The 18956-nt window shown below is 73.5% G+C and carries 16 protein-coding genes; 10 read left to right on the forward strand and 6 right to left on the reverse strand.

Annotation, left to right across the window (positions count from 1 at the left end):
- Positions 1-204: 204 nt before the first annotated feature.
- The 3 genes from IG05_RS0103910 to IG05_RS0103920 all read right to left on the reverse strand — a co-directional run bounded on the left by IG05_RS0103910 (position 205) and on the right by IG05_RS0103920 (position 2856).
- A complete protein-coding gene (locus IG05_RS0103910) occupies positions 205-1329 on the reverse strand; it encodes a HAMP domain-containing sensor histidine kinase (RefSeq protein WP_030339116.1) in 1125 nt (374 codons plus the stop codon).
- Entirely contained in the window at positions 1326-2066 is a 741-nt protein-coding gene (locus IG05_RS0103915) for a response regulator transcription factor (RefSeq protein ID WP_030339118.1), read from the reverse strand. Before IG05_RS0103915 ends, IG05_RS0103910 begins: the two co-directional genes overlap by 4 nt.
- Before the next feature lie 112 nt (positions 2067-2178).
- Positions 2179-2856, reverse strand: coding sequence for a spermidine synthase (locus tag IG05_RS0103920; RefSeq protein ID WP_030339119.1), 678 nt, complete (start codon positions 2854-2856; stop codon positions 2179-2181).
- Between the two features lie 196 nt (positions 2857-3052).
- Between IG05_RS0103920 and IG05_RS0103925 the strand changes: the two genes are divergently transcribed.
- The 4 genes from IG05_RS0103925 to IG05_RS47640 all read left to right on the forward strand — a co-directional run bounded on the left by IG05_RS0103925 (position 3053) and on the right by IG05_RS47640 (position 7902).
- Positions 3053-3841 (forward strand): rhomboid-like protein, encoded by a 789-nt coding sequence (locus tag IG05_RS0103925; protein ID WP_030339120.1) that lies wholly within the window; start codon positions 3053-3055, stop codon positions 3839-3841.
- Positions 3842-3944: 103 nt separating this feature from the next.
- Positions 3945-6365, forward strand: a complete 2421-nt coding sequence (gene lon, locus IG05_RS0103930; protein ID WP_030339121.1) for an endopeptidase La — start codon at positions 3945-3947, stop codon at positions 6363-6365.
- Positions 6366-6488: 123 nt separating this feature from the next.
- Complete coding sequence (locus IG05_RS0103935; protein ID WP_030339122.1) at positions 6489-7496, forward strand: serine/threonine-protein kinase; 1008 nt, start codon at positions 6489-6491, stop codon at positions 7494-7496.
- 148 nt (positions 7497-7644) lie between these two features.
- Positions 7645-7902, forward strand: coding sequence for a hypothetical protein (locus IG05_RS47640; RefSeq protein ID WP_030339123.1), 258 nt, complete (start codon positions 7645-7647; stop codon positions 7900-7902).
- Between the two features lie 112 nt (positions 7903-8014).
- Here IG05_RS47640 and IG05_RS0103945 read toward each other — a convergent pair whose 3' ends face one another.
- Together IG05_RS0103945 and IG05_RS0103950 are read right to left on the reverse strand one after the other, a co-directional pair.
- Positions 8015-10369 (reverse strand): SpoIIE family protein phosphatase, encoded by a 2355-nt coding sequence (locus IG05_RS0103945; protein ID WP_030339125.1) that lies wholly within the window; start codon positions 10367-10369, stop codon positions 8015-8017.
- Between the two features lie 122 nt (positions 10370-10491).
- Positions 10492-11316 (reverse strand): lysozyme, encoded by an 825-nt coding sequence (locus tag IG05_RS0103950; RefSeq protein ID WP_030339127.1) that lies wholly within the window; start codon positions 11314-11316, stop codon positions 10492-10494.
- A 245-nt stretch (positions 11317-11561) separates the two neighbouring features.
- On the opposite strand from IG05_RS0103950, the gene IG05_RS0103955 reads away from it, so the two are divergent.
- A complete protein-coding gene (locus tag IG05_RS0103955) occupies positions 11562-12053 on the forward strand; it encodes a MarR family winged helix-turn-helix transcriptional regulator (RefSeq protein ID WP_030339128.1) in 492 nt (163 codons plus the stop codon).
- A gap of 34 nt (positions 12054-12087) precedes the next feature.
- Here IG05_RS0103955 and IG05_RS0103960 read toward each other — a convergent pair whose 3' ends face one another.
- A complete protein-coding gene (locus IG05_RS0103960; RefSeq protein WP_030339131.1) occupies positions 12088-12876 on the reverse strand; it encodes a protein phosphatase 2C domain-containing protein in 789 nt (262 codons plus the stop codon).
- A 384-nt stretch (positions 12877-13260) separates the two neighbouring features.
- Here IG05_RS0103960 and IG05_RS0103965 point away from each other — a divergent pair, with 384 nt between their 5' ends.
- Genes IG05_RS0103965 through IG05_RS0103985 form a run of 5 tightly spaced genes read left to right on the forward strand, consistent with a single transcriptional unit; the run spans position 13261 to position 18949 of the window.
- Positions 13261-16122: a nitrate- and nitrite sensing domain-containing protein gene (locus IG05_RS0103965; RefSeq protein ID WP_199808242.1), complete on the forward strand. Its 2862-nt coding sequence runs from the start codon at positions 13261-13263 to the stop codon at positions 16120-16122.
- Positions 16119-16616: a roadblock/LC7 domain-containing protein gene (locus IG05_RS0103970; RefSeq protein ID WP_030339135.1), complete on the forward strand. Its 498-nt coding sequence runs from the start codon at positions 16119-16121 to the stop codon at positions 16614-16616. Before IG05_RS0103965 ends, IG05_RS0103970 begins: the two co-directional genes overlap by 4 nt.
- Positions 16613-17020, forward strand: a complete 408-nt coding sequence (locus tag IG05_RS0103975; protein ID WP_030339137.1) for a DUF742 domain-containing protein — start codon at positions 16613-16615, stop codon at positions 17018-17020. Before IG05_RS0103970 ends, IG05_RS0103975 begins: the two co-directional genes overlap by 4 nt.
- The gene (locus tag IG05_RS0103980) at positions 17001-17654 is read left to right on the forward strand and encodes a GTP-binding protein (protein ID WP_030339139.1); all 654 of its coding nucleotides are present in this window, start codon (positions 17001-17003) and stop codon (positions 17652-17654) included. Before IG05_RS0103975 ends, IG05_RS0103980 begins: the two co-directional genes overlap by 20 nt.
- 41 nt (positions 17655-17695) lie before the next feature.
- A complete protein-coding gene (locus tag IG05_RS0103985) occupies positions 17696-18949 on the forward strand; it encodes a styrene monooxygenase/indole monooxygenase family protein (protein WP_030339141.1) in 1254 nt (417 codons plus the stop codon).
- The last annotated feature ends 7 nt before the right edge of the window (positions 18950-18956 follow it).

An 18956-nucleotide genomic window follows, 5' to 3' on the forward strand; every position in this document is an offset into this window, starting at 1 on the left:
CGCGTAAGTCACATCAAGAATCTTGTTTCAGGGCTTGAAATGGCGGGAAACAAGCGTGGTTCCGGCTGTGTGAGGGTGTGCGGGCCCGGGCCCGGCGCGTCTTCGTTCGACGGGTGGCGCGGGCCTGCCCCGATCACACGTGTCCGGCTGCGCGCGAGCGGCGGCGACCGGCGTGGATCTTGTGCTTCCGGTTCGGACTTTACGTCAACTTGGCATGGAAGTCAGGCCCGGAAGAGTGACGATGATCCGACAGCCCCGCTCGGATTCGGCCACACCGATCCGGCCGCCGTGCAGATCCACCGCCCACCGGGCGATCGCCAGCCCCAGCCCCGTGCCGCCGTCGCTGCCCGGGCCGTGCGGCCGGGTGACGGCACCCCGGTTGAACCGCTCGAACACCCGGTGCCACTCGGACCGGGGGATGCCGGGACCCTCGTCCAGGACCTCCAGCTCCAGCGACTCCGGCTGCGGCCCGCGCCGCGCCCGTACGGTGACCCGGCCGTGCGGCGGGCTGTGCTTGACCGCGTTGTCGATCAGGTTCGCGACGACCTGGTGGATGCGCTCGGGGTCGGCGTGCGCGGTCAGCTCCGGCGGCGAGACGTCGAGATGCAGGTGGACGTCGGTGCGCGTGTGGCTGCCGGAACCGGTGGCCATGCCCGCGCGCGCGGAGGCCACCATGTTGGCCTCCTTCAGCACGCCCGACAGGTACGGCCACACCTCGAACCGGCGCAGCTTCAGCGGGACGACGCCGTTGTCCAGCCGGGACAGGTCCAGCAGGGTCTCCACCAGCCGGCCGAGCCGCTCGGTCTGCTTCAGAGCGGTGCGCATGGTCTCCGGGTCGGCCTGGGTGACCCCGTCGACGATGTTCTCCAGCACCGCGCGCAGTCCGGCGATCGGGGTGCGCAGCTCGTGCGAGACGTTCGCGACCAGTTCCTTGCGCTGGTTGTCCTGGGCCTCCAGCTCGTCGGCCATGACGTTGATCGTCTGGGCCAGGTCGCCGAGTTCGTCCCGGCGGTTCTCCAGCACCCGGCGCGTGTAGTCGCCCTGGGAGATGGAGCGGGCCACCGCGTTCATCTCGTCCAGCGGCATGGTGAGCGAATGGGCCACGAACTGCGTGATGAGCAGGGTGGCGATCATCGAGAAGACCGTGATGAAGCGCAGCTCCGTCTTGGTGTGCACCGCGACGATCGACAGACCGGTGGTGATGAGCACCGAGATGACGACCAGCGCACCCAGCTTGGTCTTGATCGAGAACGGGCGGACGCCGCCCCAGGGTTCCTCGGCGAGGGTCCCGGGGCTCCTCCGTGCGGCCTGGCGCCCGTCGGTGCTCACGGGTTCGGTGTCTCCAGCGCGTAACCCACGCCGTGCACGGTGCGGATCCGCTCGGCGCCGATCTTCCGCCGCAGCGCCTTGATGTGGCTGTCGACCGTGCGGGTGCCGGAGGCGTCCGCCCAGTCCCAGACCTCGGCCAGCAGCTGCTCCCGGGAGAGCACCGCGCGCGGGGTGTTCGCCAGGCACACCAGCAGGTCGAACTCGGTGGGCGTGAGGTGGACGTCCTCGGACTTCACCCGCACCCTGCGCTGCGCGTGGTCGATCTCCAGCTCGCCGAGGCGCAGTATGCCGGAGCGGGGGGTGGTGGCGGCCAGCGCGGCCCGCTCCACCCGGCGCAGCAGCACGTGCACGCGGGCCGCCAGCTCCCGCATCGAGAACGGCTTGGTCATGTAGTCGTCGGCACCGACGCCGAGCCCGACCAGCATGTCCGTCTCGTCGTCCCGCGCGGTGAGCATCAGCACCGGCACCGGCCGCTGGGCCTGCACCCGACGGCAGACCTCCAGCCCGTCGAAGCCGGGCAGCATGATGTCGAGGATCAGCAGGTCGGGCTGCCAGGCCTCGGCCGTGTCGACCGCGGCCGGACCGTCGGCCGCCGTCTGCACCAGAAATCCCTCGGCACGGAGCCGGGCCGCGATGGCGTCGACGATCGTGGGGTCGTCCTCGACGACCAGCACCCGGCGCTGTGCGCCCGGGGTGGTCGTCGCCGCGCCGCTCTGGGAGGTGTGTGTCTGCTCCATCGCCCGCCCCTGTTGTTGCTTTCCGGAATCAGTGGGGTGATCCCATGTCTGCTATTGACGCTTGAATGATCGGCGTCAGGGCAGCACATTACGGGGACACACCGCGCTGTCGCTATCCAGGTCGGACGCCGAGGTGGACGGCGTCCGGAACGCCCCGGGCAACGGGCACCTCTTCGGTACGCACCTGCTGGAACCCGGCATTCCGCAAGCTTCCTTCAAATTCCGGAGAGGGTTCGGCCGACCACACCGCGAGTATCCCGCCGGGCCTCAACACCCGTGCGCACGCGGCGAGTCCGGCCGGTGTGTAGAGGCTGTCGTTGCCCTCCGTGACGGTCCAGCCGGGGCCGTTGTCGACGTCGAGGCACAGCGCGTCGAACGTGTCGGATGTCTCATTGACGTACGTCACGAGATCCGCTTCCACGATCGAGGTCCGCGGGTCGGCCGACGCGCCCGCCGACACCTCGGCCAGCGGGCCGTCCCGGTGCCAGTCGATGACGGCGGGCTCCCGCTCCACCACGGTGATCCGTCCCCAGCGGGGGTCGGCGGCCGCGTGTGCGAGCGAGAACCCCACGCCCAGCCCGCCGAGCAGCAGCGCCGGCGCCGGCCGGCCGTCCAGCGCGGCGCCGGCCGCGTCGACCAGCAGCCGCTCCGAGCGGCCGTCGGAGGTGTCCATCAGGAAACAGCCGTTGGCGATGATCTGCAGCAGCGCTCCGTGCCGGCGCAGCACCACCTCGCCGTACGGGCCGTCACGCCGGTCCAGGACCACGGGAGTGTCGTACACGGCAGTCATGAGCCCATCCTGCTGGAACGGGGCCCGGCGTTCACGGGAATTACGGATGAACCCACGGACGTGTGGTGCCGGCCCGGGCCCGGACGCGGCCCGGGGAGTGAGAGGTTGCCGTGAATCGGCTCCCGCGTGGCGCCGGTCATAGACAGCGGCACGCCGAGGACGAAGGGTGGGGCGGGAACGGAAGGAGCGCCTCAGCGTGGAACGCATCACGACGGGCCCGGCGCCGGACGCCTCCCTCCCGGACGGTACGGCCGCCGCCCCGCCCCCGGTGCTCGCCGGCCTGCTGGACGGCATGCCCCGCCAGCGCCCCGGCACCCCGGACCCGGCCCCCGCCGCCGTTCCCGCCCCGCCGCCGCTCCGGCTCTTCCGCCCGTCCCGCCTGTGGCGCCTGCTGCCCACCCCGGCCGGCACCCCGTTCACCTTCGCCTACGCGGCCGTCCTGGCCGTCACCTCCCTGGTCGCGGCGCTGGCCGACCCCGCCCTGGTGCACGCGCTCCACCAGGCCTCCAGCACGGACGTGGCCCACCTGGTCCACGCCCCCGGCACGGTGCTGGTGGCGAGCGCGCTGTGGATCGCGGGCGGGATCCTCTCGCCGTACGCGGCCCTGTTCGTGCTGGTGCTGGGCGCGCTGGAGCGGCGGACGGGCGGGGTGCGGGCCGCCGGCGTCTTCCTGGCCGGGCACGTGCTGGCCACCCTCGCCACCGAGGTTCCGGTGGGCCTCGCCGTCCTCGCCGGCCACCTGCCCGGCACCTCGCTGCACCGCCTCGACTACGGCATCAGCTTCGGCGTGGCCGCCAGCATCGGCGCCCTGGCGGGCCTGCTGCGCCCCTGGCCCCGCCGGGCCGCCCTGGCGCTGACGGCCGGGGTCCTGCTGGCCGACCTCCTCGCCTACACGGACCCGCTGACCGACTGGGGCCACCTGATCGCCCTGGTCATAGGCGTCTCGACCTGGCCGTTCCTCCGGCACCGGCACCGCCCGGCCTGACGGACACGGAAAGATCGCTCAGGGCGAACATCCCCTGGGGAACATTCGGGCCCGCCAGAACATTGAGTCGGCATAGCTCAAGTTGACTGCCTAAGGGGAGATCATGGCTGCTGAGTCACTGGCGTTCACGCTGACCCTGCCCGTGCTGCCGCTCGACGACGAGGTCGTGCTGCCCGGGATGGTGGTTCCGCTGGACCTGAGCGACGCCGAGGTACGGGCCGCGGTGGAGGCCGCGCAGGCCGCCGCCCGCTCGGAACCCGGGAAGCCCAAGGTGCTGCTGGTGCCGCGCATCGACGGCACGTACGCCAGGACCGGCGTCCTCGGCACGGTGGAGCAGGTCGGCCGGCTGGCCGACGGTGACCCGGGGGCCCTGATCCGCGGCCGGAGCCGGGTGCGCATCGGCGCCGGCACCACCGGCCCGGGCGCCGCGCTCTGGGTCGAGGGCGCCCGCGTCGAGGAGGAGGTCCCGGAGCCGCTGCCGGGCCAGGTCGCCGAGCTGGTCAAGGAGTACAAGGCGCTCGCCACCACCTGGCTGAAGAAGCGGGGCGCCTGGCAGGTCGTGGACCGCGTCCAGGCCATCGACGACGTGCCGGCACTGGCCGACAACTCCGGCTACTCGCCGTTCCTCACCACCGAGCAGAAGGTCGAACTGCTGGAGACCGCCGACCCGGTGGCCCGGCTCAGGCTCGCCACGCAGCAGCTGCGCGACCACCTCGCGGAGCAGGACGTGGCCGAGACCATCGCCAAGGACGTGCAGGAGGGCGTCGACAAGCAGCAGCGCGAGTTCCTGCTGCGCCGTCAGCTGGAGGCCGTCCGCAAGGAGTTGCGCGAGCTGAACGGCGAGAAGGAGGGCGAGGAGTCCGACGACTACCGCGCCCGCGTCGAGGCCGCCGACCTGCCGGAGAAGGTCCGCGAGGCCGCCCTCAAGGAGGTCGACAAGCTGGAGCGCGCCTCCGACCAGTCACCCGAGGGCTCCTGGATCCGCACCTGGCTGGACACCGTCCTGGAGATGCCGTGGAACGAGCGCACCGAGGACGCGTACGACATCCGGGGCGCCAAGGCGGTCCTCGACGCCGAGCACGCCGGCCTGGAGGACGTGAAGGAGCGCATCACCGAGTACCTGGCCGTGCGCAAGCGGCGCACCGGCCGCGGGCTCGGCGTCATCGGCGGCCGGCGCGGCGGTGCCGTACTCGCCCTGGTGGGGCCGCCCGGTGTCGGAAAGACCAGTCTGGGGGAGAGTGTCGCGCACGCCATGGGCCGCACGTTCGTCCGGGTCGCTCTCGGCGGCGTCCGCGACGAGGCCGAGATCCGCGGTCACCGCCGTACGTACGTCGGCGCGCTGCCCGGCCGGATCGTGCGCGCGATCAAGGAGGCCGGGTCGATGAACCCGGTGGTCCTGCTGGACGAGATCGACAAGGTGGGCTCGGACTTCCGGGGCGACCCGGCCGCCGCCCTCCTGGAGGTGCTCGACCCGGCGCAGAACCACACCTTCCGGGACCACTACCTGGAGGTCGAGCTGGACCTGTCCGACGTGGTCTTCCTCGCCACCGCCAACGTCCTGGAGGCCATCCCGGAGGCACTCGCCGACCGTATGGAGATCGTCCGCCTGGACGGCTACACCGAGGACGAGAAGGTCGTCATCGCCCGCGACCACCTGCTCCCGCGCCAGCTGGAGCGGGCCGGCCTGGACAGGGACGAGGTCACGCTCGACGAGAGCGCGCTGCGCAAGCTCGCCGGCGAGTACACCCGCGAGGCGGGCGTGCGCACTCTGGAGCGGTCCATCGCGCGACTGCTGCGGAAGATCGCCGCCCAGCACGAACTGGGCGACCGGCAGCTGCCGTTCACCGTCACCGGCGGCGATCTGCGCGCCCTGATCGGCCGGCCGCACCACGTGCCCGAGTCCGCCCAGGACCCGGCCGAGCGCCGTACGGCCGTGCCCGGTGTGGCGACCGGTCTCGCGGTCACCGGCGCCGGCGGTGACGTGCTCTTCGTGGAGGCGTCCCTGGCCGACCCGGAGACGGGCGCGGCGGGCCTGACCCTCACCGGGCAGCTGGGTGACGTGATGAAGGAGTCGGCGCAGATCGCGCTGAGCTTCCTGCGCAGCCACGGCGCCGAACTGGAGCTGCCGGTGGCCGACCTGAAGGACCGGGGCGTGCACATCCACTTCCCGGCGGGTGCGGTGCCCAAGGACGGCCCGAGCGCGGGCGTCACGATGACCACGGCCCTCGCCTCGCTGCTCTCCGGCCGCCTGGTCCGCACGGACGTCGCCATGACCGGCGAGGTCTCGCTGACCGGCCGGGTGCTGCCGATCGGCGGGCTGAAGCAGAAGCTGCTCGCCGCCCACCGCGCCGGGGTGACCACCGTGATCATCCCCAAGCGCAACGAGCCCGACCTGGACGACGTCCCGGCCGAGGTGCTGGACAAGCTGGACGTCCACGCCGTGACCGACGTCCGCCAGGCCCTGGAGCTGGCGCTCACACCCGCCACGAGCGACGCGGCGCCGGAGGTGCCGGCCGCGGCGTGACCGCCGTGCCCTGCCGGCGGGCTCCGCGGGCAGGGCACGGCAGGGCGAAGGCCCGGGTCCCGTGAGGCAGGCCCGGGCCGTCGCCGTACCGCCCGACAGGGGATCACTCGGTAGAATTCAGACGTGAGTCGGCCTGCCGAGCGCGCCTGCGGCCTGATCGGGGCCGAGATCGCGGGCTACCGGGTGGAGCGCGAACTCGGCCGCGGCGGCATGGCCGTCGTCTACTGCGCCAAGGACCTGCGGCTGGGCCGCACGGTGGCACTGAAGCTGCTCGCCCCCGAGTACACCCGCAACGAGGCCTTCCGCAGCCGCTTCGCCCAGGAGTCCCGGGTGGCCGCCGCCATCGACCACCCCAACATCGTGCCCGTCTTCGAGGCCGGCGAGGCCGACGGGATCCTGTACATCGCCATGTGCTTCGTCTGCGGCCTCGACCTGCGCGCCCTGCTCGACCGCGAGGGCCCGCTCCCGGTGCCGGCCGCGTTGCGCATCGCCGCCCAGCTGGCCTCCGCGCTCGACGCGGCCCACGCCCGCGACCTGGTGCACCGGGACGTCAAACCCGGCAACGTGCTGGTCGCCAAGGGCATCGACAGCGACCACCCCGAGCACGTCTACCTCACCGACTTCGGGCTGGCGAAGAAGTCGCTGTCGCTCACCGGGTTCACCACGGCCGGTGAGTTCGTCGGCACGCTGGACTACGTGGCGCCCGAGCGGATCGCCGGCCGCCCGGTGGACGGCCGGTCCGACCAGTACAGCCTCGCCTGCGTGGTCCACGAGACCCTGTCGGGCGCCCCGCCCTTCCGCCGGACGGACCAGCTGGAGCTGCTCTGGGCCCACCAGTACGACCCGCCGCCCACGGTGGGCGGCGAGCGGCCGGACGTCCCCGCCGGCGTCGACGAGGTGCTGCACCGGGCCCTGGCGAAGATCCCCGACGACCGCTACGGCACCTGTCTGGAGTTCGTGGCGGCCCTGCGCGGCGCCGTCGCCGAGGCCGGCCCGCCGGGCCCCGCGCCGGCGCCGGCCGCGCTGCCCGCGGACCCGCGCGCGGAGCTGCGGACGGGCCCGGCCGAGGCACCCGGGCCCGCGCCCGAGCCGCCCGCCTGGGCCGGTCCCGTGCTCCGCGCGCCCCGCTAGCCGGCGCATCCTCCCGCGCCGGGGCCCTCCGTCAAGTCCCGAGTCCTCGGAACATGACCGCTGTGTGCCGCTCCGGCCTACTGGAAGCACGGGCCGCACCGGAACCACCGGACACCGACAAGGCCCCGGCAACCAGAAGGAGAAAGCCATGAAGCGCACCAACGACAACCTCGGGAACCGACGCTCGAAGCGGGGCGTGCGACTGGCGGCGCTCGCCGTCTCGGCCGGTGCGGTCGCCGCCGGTGTGATGCTGCCGGCCGTCTCCGCGAGCGCGGCCCCGATGCCCCGGACGCCGGCGGTCGCCCAGGCCCCGGCACACCACGACCATCACCACCACGACGACTACTACGACGACGGTTACCACGACGGCTACTACGACTACTACGTCTACTACTCCTCCTGCTGACGGTGTGATGGGCGTGCCGGGCGTGCCGGACCCACCCGGCCCGCCCGAGGCCCCGGCCCCGCCCCGCCGCCGTCCGCGGCGGGGCGGGGTGGGGCCGGGCCGGGGTGCCGGGTCAGAGCGCGGTCAGCGACTGCTCCGCCCACACCGTCTTGCCGACCCGGTCGTGCCGGGTGCCCCAGCGCTGGGCGAGCTGGGCGACCAGCAGCAGGCCCCGGCCGCCCTCGTCGAAGATCCGGGCCCGGCGCATGTGCGGGGTGGTGCCGCTGGAGTCGTAGACCTCGCTGATCAGCTTGGTGCCCTGGTGGATCAGCCGGAGCCGGATGGGCGGGCGGCCGTAGCGGATCGCGTTGGTGACCAGCTCGCTGACCATCAGCTCGGTGGTGAACGCGGCCTCGTCCAGTCCCCAGGCGGACAGCTGGTCGGTGGCGTACCGGCGGGCCAGCGCCACCACGCTGGGCCGGTCGTCCAGCTGCCAGGAGGCGACCAGGTCCTCGTGCAGGGCCCGGGTACGGGCCACCAGCAGGGCGATGTCGTCGTCGGGGCGGTGGCTGAGCAGCTCGGTGAGGACCCGGTCGCACACCGACTCCAGGGACTGCGCGGGGCGGCCGAGCGCGGCGAACATCTTGTCCAGCGCCACGTCGATGTCGTGGTCGCGGGCCTCCAGCAGCCCGTCGGTGTACAGCGCCAGCAGGCTGCCCTCGGGCAGTTCCGCCTCCAGCGCCTCGAAGGGCAGCCCGCCGAGCCCGAGCGGGGGCCCCGCGGGCACGTCGAGGAAGCGGACCGTGCCCTCCGGGCTCACCACGGCGGGCGGCGGGTGCCCGGCCCGGGCCACGGAGCACCGGCGCGAGACCGGGTCGTAGACGGCGTACAGACAGGTGGTGCCGATGCCGCCGGCGGTGTCGGCGCCCGGGTCCGCGCTGCCCTCGTCGGCGGCCAGCCGCAGCACCAGGTCGTCCAGGTGGGTGAGCAGCTCGTCGGCCGGCAGGTCGACGTCGGCCAGGGTGCGCACGGCGGTGCGCAGCCGGCCCATGGTCGCGGAGGCCCGGATCCCGTGGCCCACCACATCGCCCACCACGAGTGCCACCCGCGCCCCGGACAGCGGGATCACGTCGAACCAGTCGCCGCCCACGCCGGCCCGGGTCGCGGCCGGCAGGTAGCGGGTGGCGATCTCCAGCGCCCCCTGCTCGGGCAAGGTGTGCGGCAGCAGGCTGCGCTGGAGGGCCATGGTGGTGGTGCGGGACCGGGACTGGCCGTGGGCCTGCTCGATGCCGCCGGCCGCCTTCGCGGTGAACTCCTCGGCGAGCCGCAGCTCCTCCGGGCCGAAGGGCCCCCGCTGCGGGTGCCGGCCGAACAGGGCCACGCCGAGCGTGCCGCCCGGCACGAGCAGCGGCACCGCCAGCAGGGAGCGGGCACCGGACGCGCGCAGCCACGCGGCGCCCGGGTCCAGCGCCGCCCACTCGGCGATGTCCGGGTCCGCCGTGTCGTACAGCCGCGGGCGGGCCGCCGCCAGGCAGCGGGCGGCCGGCGAGCCGGCCGGGCAGACGACGGTCTGGCCGACGCCGGTGCCGTGGCCGGGCGGGTCGCCGTCCGGGACCGCGCGCAGGGCGGCCCGGCGCAGCACGACCTGCTCCGGGACGGCGGCCCCGGCGGTGGTCCGCGGGGTGTCGAGCAGGTCGACCGCCATGGCGTCGGCCAGCCGGGGGACCGTGACCTCGCCCAGCTCCTGCGCGGCGCGGGCCTGGTCCGCGAGTGTCCCGGCGGGCGGGCCGGCACCGTCCGGGGGCCGCGGCGGTGCGGTGGTCTCCTGGGACGGCTGCGGCGCGGACAGGCAGACGGCCCGGACCCGGCCGTCGGCGTCCTTCAGCGGGGTGAGGACGGTGGTCCGGCCGAGCTCCGCGCCGAGCCGGCCCGGCGCCTCCTGCGGCCGGCCGGACTCCAGCGCCAGCCGCATCGCCCGGTCGGCCTCCTCGCTCGCGCCCCCCGGCACGATGTGGGCGAGGCCCAGCCCGCGCATCGCCGCCTCGGGCAGGGCGAGGGCGTGCTCCAGCCGGCGGTTGGCGCGCACCAGGCGCAGGTCCGCGTCGAAGATCGCCAGGGGGAAGGGCGACTGGAGGAAGGTCCACTCCTCCAGCGGTTCGCCGCGGGGCGGCTGGGCGCGGGCCGGCACGGCGCTCACCACCAGCCAGTCGCCGCTCCCGGCCGGCGGGGTCCGGCGGTGGGCGAGCACGCCCAGTTCCAGCAGCCGGCCGTCCTGGTGGCGCAGCGGCACGGTGCCGTTCCAGCGGGTGCGGCCGGCCAGCGCCCGCCGGACGGCCGCGTGCTCGGCGGCGAGCAGCGCGGTCGCGGGCCGGCCGACCACCGCCGGGGAGTCGTAGCCGAGCAGCCGCCGCGCGCCCTCGCTCCAGCCGGTCAGGATGCCCCGCTCATCGATGGTGGCCGTGGCCGTGTACGTCGACTGTCGCTCCATCGCCGCTCATCTCGCCCTTGCTCGGCAGGCTCTCCTGACCAGCATGATCCCGGGCGGCGCGGAGCACCAACGCAGCGCCGCGGACCCGGTGGCCCCGGCCGGGCGGGGCCACCGGGTCCGTCTCAGCCGAGGGCCAGCGCCTGCACCCGGTCGAGTGCGCCGTTGAACTTGTCGTGGTCGCCGACGGTCGGGCCGGAGGAGGTGTACTGCCACATCGTGTAGTACGGCCACCCGGCCGGCAGCGTCCCCGGGTCGGAGGCGTAGCGGGCGATCCACAGCGGGTCGTTCGCCGCGAAGCCGCCGTAGTCGCCGGTGCACTGGGTCCACCAGCTGGTGGCCGTGTAGATCACCGGGTAGCGGCCGGTGCGGGACCGGTAGGTGTTGACGAAGTCGGTGATCCAGCCGACCGTCTGGCTCGCGGTCTTGCCGTAGCAGGCGGCGCCGTACGGGTTCCACTCGATGTCGAGGGCGCCGGGCAGGGTCCTGCCGTCGCGGGACCAGCCGCCGCCGTGGTCCACGAAGTAGTTGGCCTGGGTGGCGCCGCTGGTGGTGTCCGGGGTGGCGAAGTGGTACGCGCCGCGGATCATGCCGACGTTGTAGGAGCCGTTGTACTGCTGGGCGAAGTACGGGTTCGTGTAGTACGTGCCTTCCGTGGCCTTCGTGTACGCCCAGCGCACCCCGCTGCCCCACAGCGTCGACCAGGCGACGTTGCCCTGGTACGCGGAGACGTCGACGCCCTCGGTCTGGGTGGCGTCACCGGTGCTGGGCGTGCCGTCCCGGCCGTCGTGGGCGAGGACGCCGATGCCCAGGTACGCGGAGCCGCGGGCGGGTGTGCTCGCGGCCCGGGCCGAGGTGAGCGGAAGACCGAGGGAGAGCGCCGTGAGCAGCGCCGTGAGGAGGACGGGGAGGGGACGCGGGCGGACGGAGCCGGGTCTGCGCACGGGCATGCGTGCCTCCGGGAGGGGAGTGGGGGGGAGGGAGCGGTGTGGGGGGCTCGTGGCGCGGAACACCGTCCAGTGGGCGTGGGCATGCCATCGACGGCGTGGTAAAGAAGCTACGCACGTAGACAGGGCGTGGGAAGAGGGTCCGGAGGACGCCGTTGGTCTACGCCTGCGAAATACTGACGGAGCTGCGGCAATGACGGCATTTGACAGAAACTTTCACCACCACGAAACCGATCAGGGGTGCTGACGTGCACGAGGACGGAAACGGTGGCGCCCACGGCGTCGCCGGCCAGCTGACTCCCAGTGGTGCAGACCAGGAATTCCTCGCGCTGGAGCGCGAGTTGACCGTGCTGCTCCGGCGCGCCCGCGCCAACCAGGGCGAGATGGCCCGGGAGGTCCACCCCGACCTGGAGTCCTCCGCCTACGGCCTGCTCATCCGGCTGGACGAACTGGGCGGCCAGCGGGCCACGGCACTCGCCGCCTACATCGGCGTCGGCAAGGCCACCATGTCCCGCCAGCTGCGCGCCCTGGAGGAGCTGGGCCTGATCGCCCGGGAACCCGACCCCGCCGACGGCCGCGCCTGGCTCGTCACCCTCACCGAGGAGGGCCGCCGCCGCGTCGGCACGGTCCGCGAGGCCCGCCGCGCCCGCTACGTCCGCCAGCTCGCCCACTGGGACCGCAGCGAGGTCGCCGAGCTGGCCCGGCTGCTCCACGAGCTGAACGGCGTCATGGCCAGATGACGCCGGTGTGAACGCCCGCCCGGCGCCCCGGACGTCACAGCTCCACGTACGCCACCGTCGCGTCGTCGTGCGTCTTGCCCCGCCCGAGGAACGCCCGCTCCTCGCGGTCCGCCGCCTCCAGCTCCCGCACCCGCTCCACCAGCGACCGGGCGCCCTCCTTGGCGACCACGTCGAACAGCGCCGTCCAGTCGCCCTCCCGGAACGTCTCCGTCCAGCGGGTCGCGCCGTCCGTCAGCGCGGCCAGCGCCCGGACCTCGCGCCGGGGCAGGACGCCGGTGACCGCCCGGGCGGCCACGGCCGGGTCGGCGGCGGCCGTGAAGAAGCCGCCCTCCTTGTTGCGCAGGTGCGCGTCGACCAGGGCGTCGGTGGCGAGCGCGGCGCGGGGCAGCCGGGCCAGCCGGTCGTCCAGCACCGGGGTGACCGCGCCGTCGGGCCCCCGCACCAGCAGCGCCGAATCGGACAGCACCAGGTACTCGACCTCGGCGGCGGACCAGCGGGCGAGGGCGACGGTTGCCTGAGGCGTTCGCGGGTGAGAAAGGTCACAGGTCTCCGCGTGGGCCCCGGCGGTGCGCCGGATCGCCCGCGCGAGAATCTCCGAGAGCGTCAGATCTCGGTCGGAAACGGTCAGTTCGGTCAGCGCACCGCCCAGTCGCGCGGTGAACCAGGGGACGGGATGCAGACAGCCCGTCCCGCCGCCGGGCGGAGTGACGCCGTCCAGGACGATCACGCAACCTCCCTGTCCGGAGGCGGGTAGTCCGACACCGGCGAAGTCCTCGTTGGGGCGGGTCGCGTCGCCGGGTTCCGAAACGAGATCAGTGCGCATCCGGTCAGTCTGCACGAGGCCTTCACACTATGCGCCGAAGGCTGGCAAGGACCGGCACGTTCGCACGGTGCCGCAGGTCAGGCGCCTGTTTTGGGCGAGAATGATCCACTCCGGGAAGGCGTGCCGGCGAATATTGCCAAAGCCTGCCGCGTGCGTCCAACCGGCCCGCCGCGCAAGACCCCCGCACACGCCAGGGGAACTTGCCCGTCAACTCCCCTCCGATGTTCACTCCTTCGGGTGGCGGGTCAGGTGATGCGCGACCACCGCCCACCGGCGCTGGGAGGGTCGGGAACCGTACGAACCGGGTGTACGCACCACTTGGCACCGAGCTGACGGGGCGCCACCCGGGCCCCTGGGTAGACGAGTTCAGGAATGCGAGCACCGGTGCAGAAGAAGCGGCCTCGGCGCACAGGCAGGCAGACGGCCCCCGAGGGGACCGTTCCCCAGACCCCCGTGGGCTCCGGCCGCCCCACCCATGTGCGCACCCGGCTGATCGTCGCCGTCGCCGTGGTGGCCGCGGCCGTCGCCGGGGCGGGTGCGCCCGCGCTGCTGGGCGCCTCCCAGGACGTCGGCGACTCCCAGGACCTGGTGACACTCGCCGGCCGCACCCAGGACGCGCTCACGCTCGCCCACTCCCTCGCCGACGAACGCGACGAGGTCACCTCCTACGTCGCGGCCGGCCGCCCCAAGTCCAAGGCGCCCTCCGAGGACCGCAGCGCCCGCGTGGACCGGCAGGTGGAGGAGCTGCGCGCCGACACCGACACCCCGGCGCGCCTGCGCACCGCCCTCGACGGCATCGACGCGCTGCGCCGGTCCGCCCTCACCGGCAAGACCGACGCCCTGCGGACCCACCAGGCCTACTCGGCGACCATCACCGAACTGCACCGGCTCGCCGGGCAGCTGGCCGAGCAGATGCCCCCGCGGGCCGGCTCCGGCGCCCACGCCCTGGCCGAACTGGACTCGGCCGTCCAGCAGTCCGCCGCCGCCCGCGGCCTGCTGCTGGCCGCGCTGAACGTCCCGTCCCGCACCCAGACGGTGATCGACCCCACTACGGGCCTGCCCAGCACCTCCACCACCGGCACCGACGCCGAGCGCACACAGCGCGACGCGCTCACCGCCGCCGCCCAGCAGGCCCGGCTGCGCGCCGACGCGGCCCTCGCCGGCTTCCGCGAGACCGCGCCCAAGGCCGCCGTCGACTCCTACGACTCCACGGTCACCGGCCCCGAGGTCAACTCGGCGGACAAGTACCTGTCCGCGCTCACCGACCAGCCCACCCTGGCCGACAGCGAGCTGACCACCAGCACCAAGAAGCTGGACGCGGCCCTGTCCGCCCGCGTCGACCTGATGCGCGGCGCCGAGTCCGCCCTCTACGACCACCGCACCAAGGACCTCGCCCGCCTCCGGGACGACGACGTCACCGCCCTGGAGATCCGGATCGCCGTCCTCGGCGTGCTGATGCTGGTCGCGGTCGGGGTCGCCACCGCCATGGCCCGCAGCCTGACCCGCCCCCTGTCGGTGCTGCGCCGCGGCTCCGCCCGCCTCGCCGGGGCCGAGGACCCGGCCGGCCAGGAGCCGATCGCCTTCACCGGCCGCAACGACGAGTTCGCCCAGGTGGTCCGCTCGGTCAACGCCCTGCACGCCCATGCCGTCGCGCTGCACGAGCGCGTGGCCACCCTGGAGACCGACCGCAAGCACCTGGTCGGCCAGCGCCAGAAGATGGCCGACGCCCGCGAGGAGCTGCGCGCCGAACTCGCCGACTCCGCCGCCCAGCTGGAGCGGCTGCGCACCAGCATCGGCACCACCTTCGTCAACCTGGCGCTGCGCACCCTGGGCCTGGTCGAACGCCAGCTGGCGGTCATCGAGGGCCTGGAGGACCGGGAACAGGACCCCGAGCGCCTCGCCACCCTGTTCAAGCTGGACCACTTCGCCACGGTCATGCGCCGGCACAGCGAGAACCTCCTGGTCCTCGCCGGCACCGAGCACGTCCAGCAGCACCCCGGCCCGGTGCCGCTGGTCGACGTGGTCCGGGCGGCGGTCAGCGAGATCGAACGGTACGAGCGCGTCCGCATCGCCGCCCTGCCGCCGCACGCGCACGTGGCCGGCTTCGCCGCCGACGACCTCTCCCACCTGCTGGCCGAACTCATGGAGAACGCCACCGCGTTCTCCCCGCCGGACCTGCCGGTCGAGGTCTCCGGCTGGCTGCTGGAGTCGGGCGAGGTCATGCTGTCGGTGCAGGACGAGGGCATCGGCGTGGCGGAGGACCGCCTGGGCCGCCTCAACGCCCGCCTCGCCGACTTCGACCCCGAGTCCCTGTACGACCAGGAGGGCGACGACGGCCTCGGTCTCGGCCTGTACGTCGTCGCCCGCCTCGCCCACCGGCACGGCGTCCGCGTCCAGCTGCGCGAGCAGAAGCAGGGCGGCATAGCGGCGGTGGTGGTGCTCCCGGCCGGCCTGCTGGTCGAGGCCCCGCCCGCCGCCCTCCCGCCCCGGACCGCCCCCAACGCCACCGGCGCCTTCTCCCTCCCCGGCGCCGACGCGGAGGCCAACTCCAACGTCCTGCCCGCCCGCAAGCACCAGGACCCCCTGGTCACCCTGGCGGAACAGGCGGTACGGGAGGCCGCCGGCGAGGCACCGGACCAGCCGTCGGAGCAGGCCCCGGCCCAGGCCCAGGTTGGGGCACAGGCCCCGGCGCAAGCCCCGGGGCGGGCACCGGAACCGTCGCCGGAGGAGGCCCACGAGCAGGCCGTCCAGCCCGCCCAGGACACGGAGACCCGCCCGAAGGCCCCGGCGGAGACCTACGCCGAGACGACGATGGAGCTCCTCCTCCCGGACGTACCGGCGGATCCGGCGCCCGCGGGGCCGGACCGCCCGCACGACCCGGCAGCCGCCGGCGACGCCGAACCGGTGGCCGACACCGAGCCGGAGGCCGACGCCGAGCCGGTGGCCGAGGCCGACGCCGACGACACCGGGGGCGACGCCGCGGCGGAGGAGCAGCTCACCAGCAAGGGCCTGCCCAAGCGCACACCCAGGATCACCGCACCCACCGCCCCGCCCCGCCAGCGCAGCACGTCCGTGGACGCGGAAGCCCTGCGCCGCAGGCTCGGCGGCTTCCGCCGCGGTGCCGAGGCCGGCTACCGCGACGTCGAGGCGGAGATCGCCGAACAGACGGCCAACACCAAGCGGCCGACCAGCCGCGCACATGCCGAAGAAGCCACGGGGGGCACAGCCGAGGAGGCAAGCAGTTGACCGCGCCCACTACCTACGGACTGAGCAGTGAAGCCCGCAACCTGCACTGGCTGCTGACCAACCTGGTCGAGGAAGTACCCGGCATCCAGTCCGTCGCCGTGGTCTCGTCCGACGGCCTGCTGCTGCTCTCGTCCGACCCGGGTCACACCGAGCAGTCCCGCCAGGCCCGCCCGGCGAAGGGCCCCCGGGGCTCCGCCGCCGACCTCGCCACCATCGTCTCCGGCATCGGCAGCCTCACCGTCGGCGCCGCCAAGCTGATGGACTCCGGTGCGGTCCGGCACACGATGGTCGCGATGGAGGAGGGCAGCCTGTTCGTGATGTCGATCAGCGACGGCTCGCTGCTCGGCGTCCACGGTTCCGCCGAGTGCGACATGAGCGTCGTGGCGTACCACATGGCGCTCTTCGTCGGCCGCGCCGGCCACGTGCTGACGCCCGAGCTGCGCAGCGAACTGCGCAAATCCCTGGAGGCCGAGTCGACGGGGAGCAGCCGATGAGCGGCACACCGAAACTGCCCGTCCGGGGCGGCGACCGCAAACCCGCGCGCGTGCGCCCCTACTCGCTCACCGGCGGTCGCACCCGCTTCGGCCACGTCCTCCTGGTGGAGACGTTCGTGGCCGCGCTGGAGGCCCCCCAGGAGCGCAAGGAACTGACGAACAGCCCGCTCACCACCCGGGTCATGCCGGAGATGCGGGCCATCGTCGAACTGTGCCGCCGTATGCGCACGGTGGCCGAGATCGCCGCGCTGCTGAAGATGCCGCTCGGCGTGGTCCGCGTGCTCCTGAGCGACCTCGCGGACCAGGGAAAGATCCGTGTGTACGGCACCGGAACCGGTCACGGCACCGGCCGCCCGGACCGCGCTCTGCTGGAAAGGGTGCTGAGTGGACTCCGCCGTCTCTGACGCCACCGCCTCCTTGGGGGGTACCCCCCTCGCCGCCTTCACCGAGCCGGACGAGGACCTGAAGTCCTGGCAGACGGACCGAACACGCGCCCCCATCGCGACGAAGATCGTGGTGGCGGGCGGCTTCGGCGTCGGCAAGACCACCCTGGTCACCTCCGTCTCGGAGATCACGCCCCTGCAGACCGAGGCGCTGATGACCGAGGCCAGCGAGGGCACCGACGACCTGTCGGCCACGCCGGGCAAGCTCACCACCACCGTGGCCATGGACTTCGGCCGCATCACGCTCGACGACGACCTGGTGCTCTACCTGTTCGGCACGCCGGGCCAGCAGCGGTTCTGGTTCATGTGGGACGACCTGGTGCGCGGCGCGATCGGCGCCGTCGTCCTGGCCGACACCCGCCGCCTGAAGGACTGCTTCCCCGCGCTGGACTACTTCGAGAGCTGCGGGCTGCCGTACGTCGTCGCGGTCAACCACTTCGACGGCAGCGAGCGGTTCGAGCCGGAGGACGTCAGGGAAGCGCTGACGATACCCGCGCACGTCCCTGTCATGATCATGGACGCGCGGCGGCGGATCTCGGTGATCGAGAGCCTCCTGGCCCTGGTGGCCCACGCGCTGGACGAAACCCCCGAGTAGTCCACGAACCGTCCCCAGTCCCCGTAGGAGACACCACCCGCATGCGGAAGATACTCGTCGTCGGAGCCGGCCAGTCCGGCCTCCAGCTCGCCCTCGGCCTGCAGTCGCACGGCTACGAGGTCACCCTGATGTCGAACCGGACCGCGGACGAGATCCGCTCGGGCCGGGTCATGTCCACGCAGTGCATGTTCGGCACGGCGCTGCAGCACGAGCGCGACCTCCAGCTGAACTTCTGGGAGTCCCAGGCCCCGAGGATCGAGGGCCTCGGCGTCTCGGTCGCCGCCCCCGGCTCGCACGACCCGGGCCCCACCCAGCGGGCGATCGACTGGGTGGGCAGGCTCGACGGGTACGCGCAGTCGGTGGACCAGCGGGTGAAGATGGCCGGCTGGATGGAGACCTTCGCGCAGCGCGGCGGCCAGCTGGTCATCCACGGCGCGGCCGTCGGCGACCTGGACTACTTCTCCCGCGCCTACGACCTCGTCCTGGTCGCGGCCGGCAAGGGCGAGCTGGTGTCGATGTTCGCCCGGGACCCGGAGCGCTCCCCGTACGCCGAGCCGCAGCGCGCGCTGGCCGTGGCGTACGTCCACGGGCTCGGCCCGCGCCCGGAGCACCCCGAGTTCGACGCGGTCCGCTGCAACCTGGTCCCCGGCGTCGGCGAGCTGTTCGTGATGCCGACCCTGACCACGTCCGGCCGCGCCGACATCCTGTTCTGGGAGGGCATACCCGGCGGCCCGCTCGACGTCTTCAAGGGCGTCAAGGACCCGGCGGAGCACCTCTCACTGACCCTGGAGCTCATGGAGAAGTTCACGCCCTGGGAGTACGCGCGGGCCACGAAGGCCGAGCTGACCGACGCCGGCGGCACGCTGGCCGGCCGGTACGCCCCGACCGTCCGCAACCCCGTCGGCCGGCTGCCCGGCGGCGGCCTGGTCCTGGGCGTGGCCGACGTGGTCGTGGCCAACGACCCGATCACCGGGCAGGGCTCCAACTCGGCGGCCAAGTGCGCGGCCGCGTACCTCGCCTCGATCCTGGAGCGCGGGGACCAGCCGTTCGACGAGGACTGGATGCGGCAGACCTTCGACCGGTACTGGGCCACCGCGCGGCACGTCACCAAGTGGACCAACGCCATGCTGGCGCCGCCTCCGGAGCACGTGCTGAACCTCATCGGCGCGGCCGGCCAGCTCCAGCCGGTGGCGGATCGATTCGCCAACGCCTTCGACAACCCGGCCGACTTCGAGGACTTCTTCTACGACCCCGAGAAGACCTCCGCCTACCTGGGCTCGGTCGCCGGGGCCTGACGGGACC

Source organism: Streptomyces sp. NRRL S-1022 (genome assembly GCF_000720135.1).
Taxonomy (GTDB): domain Bacteria; phylum Actinomycetota; class Actinomycetes; order Streptomycetales; family Streptomycetaceae; genus Streptomyces.

Excerpts from the sequence above, each read along its gene's own strand:
- IG05_RS47640 (WP_030339123.1), top strand. The coding sequence starts at position 7,645 with ATGAAGCGCACCAACGACAACCTCGGGAACCGACGCTCGAAGCGGGGC.
- IG05_RS0103915 (WP_030339118.1), bottom strand. The coding sequence starts at position 2,066 with ATGGAGCAGACACACACCTCCCAGAGCGGCGCGGCGACGACCACCCCG.
- IG05_RS0103960 (WP_030339131.1), bottom strand. The coding sequence starts at position 12,876 with ATGCGCACTGATCTCGTTTCGGAACCCGGCGACGCGACCCGCCCCAAC.
- IG05_RS0103920 (WP_030339119.1), bottom strand. The coding sequence starts at position 2,856 with ATGACTGCCGTGTACGACACTCCCGTGGTCCTGGACCGGCGTGACGGC.
- IG05_RS0103985 (WP_030339141.1), top strand. The coding sequence starts at position 17,696 with ATGCGGAAGATACTCGTCGTCGGAGCCGGCCAGTCCGGCCTCCAGCTC.
- IG05_RS0103975 (WP_030339137.1), top strand. The coding sequence starts at position 16,613 with ATGAGCGGCACACCGAAACTGCCCGTCCGGGGCGGCGACCGCAAACCC.
- lon (WP_030339121.1), top strand. The coding sequence starts at position 3,945 with ATGGCTGCTGAGTCACTGGCGTTCACGCTGACCCTGCCCGTGCTGCCG.
- IG05_RS0103950 (WP_030339127.1), bottom strand. The coding sequence starts at position 11,316 with ATGCCCGTGCGCAGACCCGGCTCCGTCCGCCCGCGTCCCCTCCCCGTC.
- IG05_RS0103945 (WP_030339125.1), bottom strand. The coding sequence starts at position 10,369 with ATGGAGCGACAGTCGACGTACACGGCCACGGCCACCATCGATGAGCGG.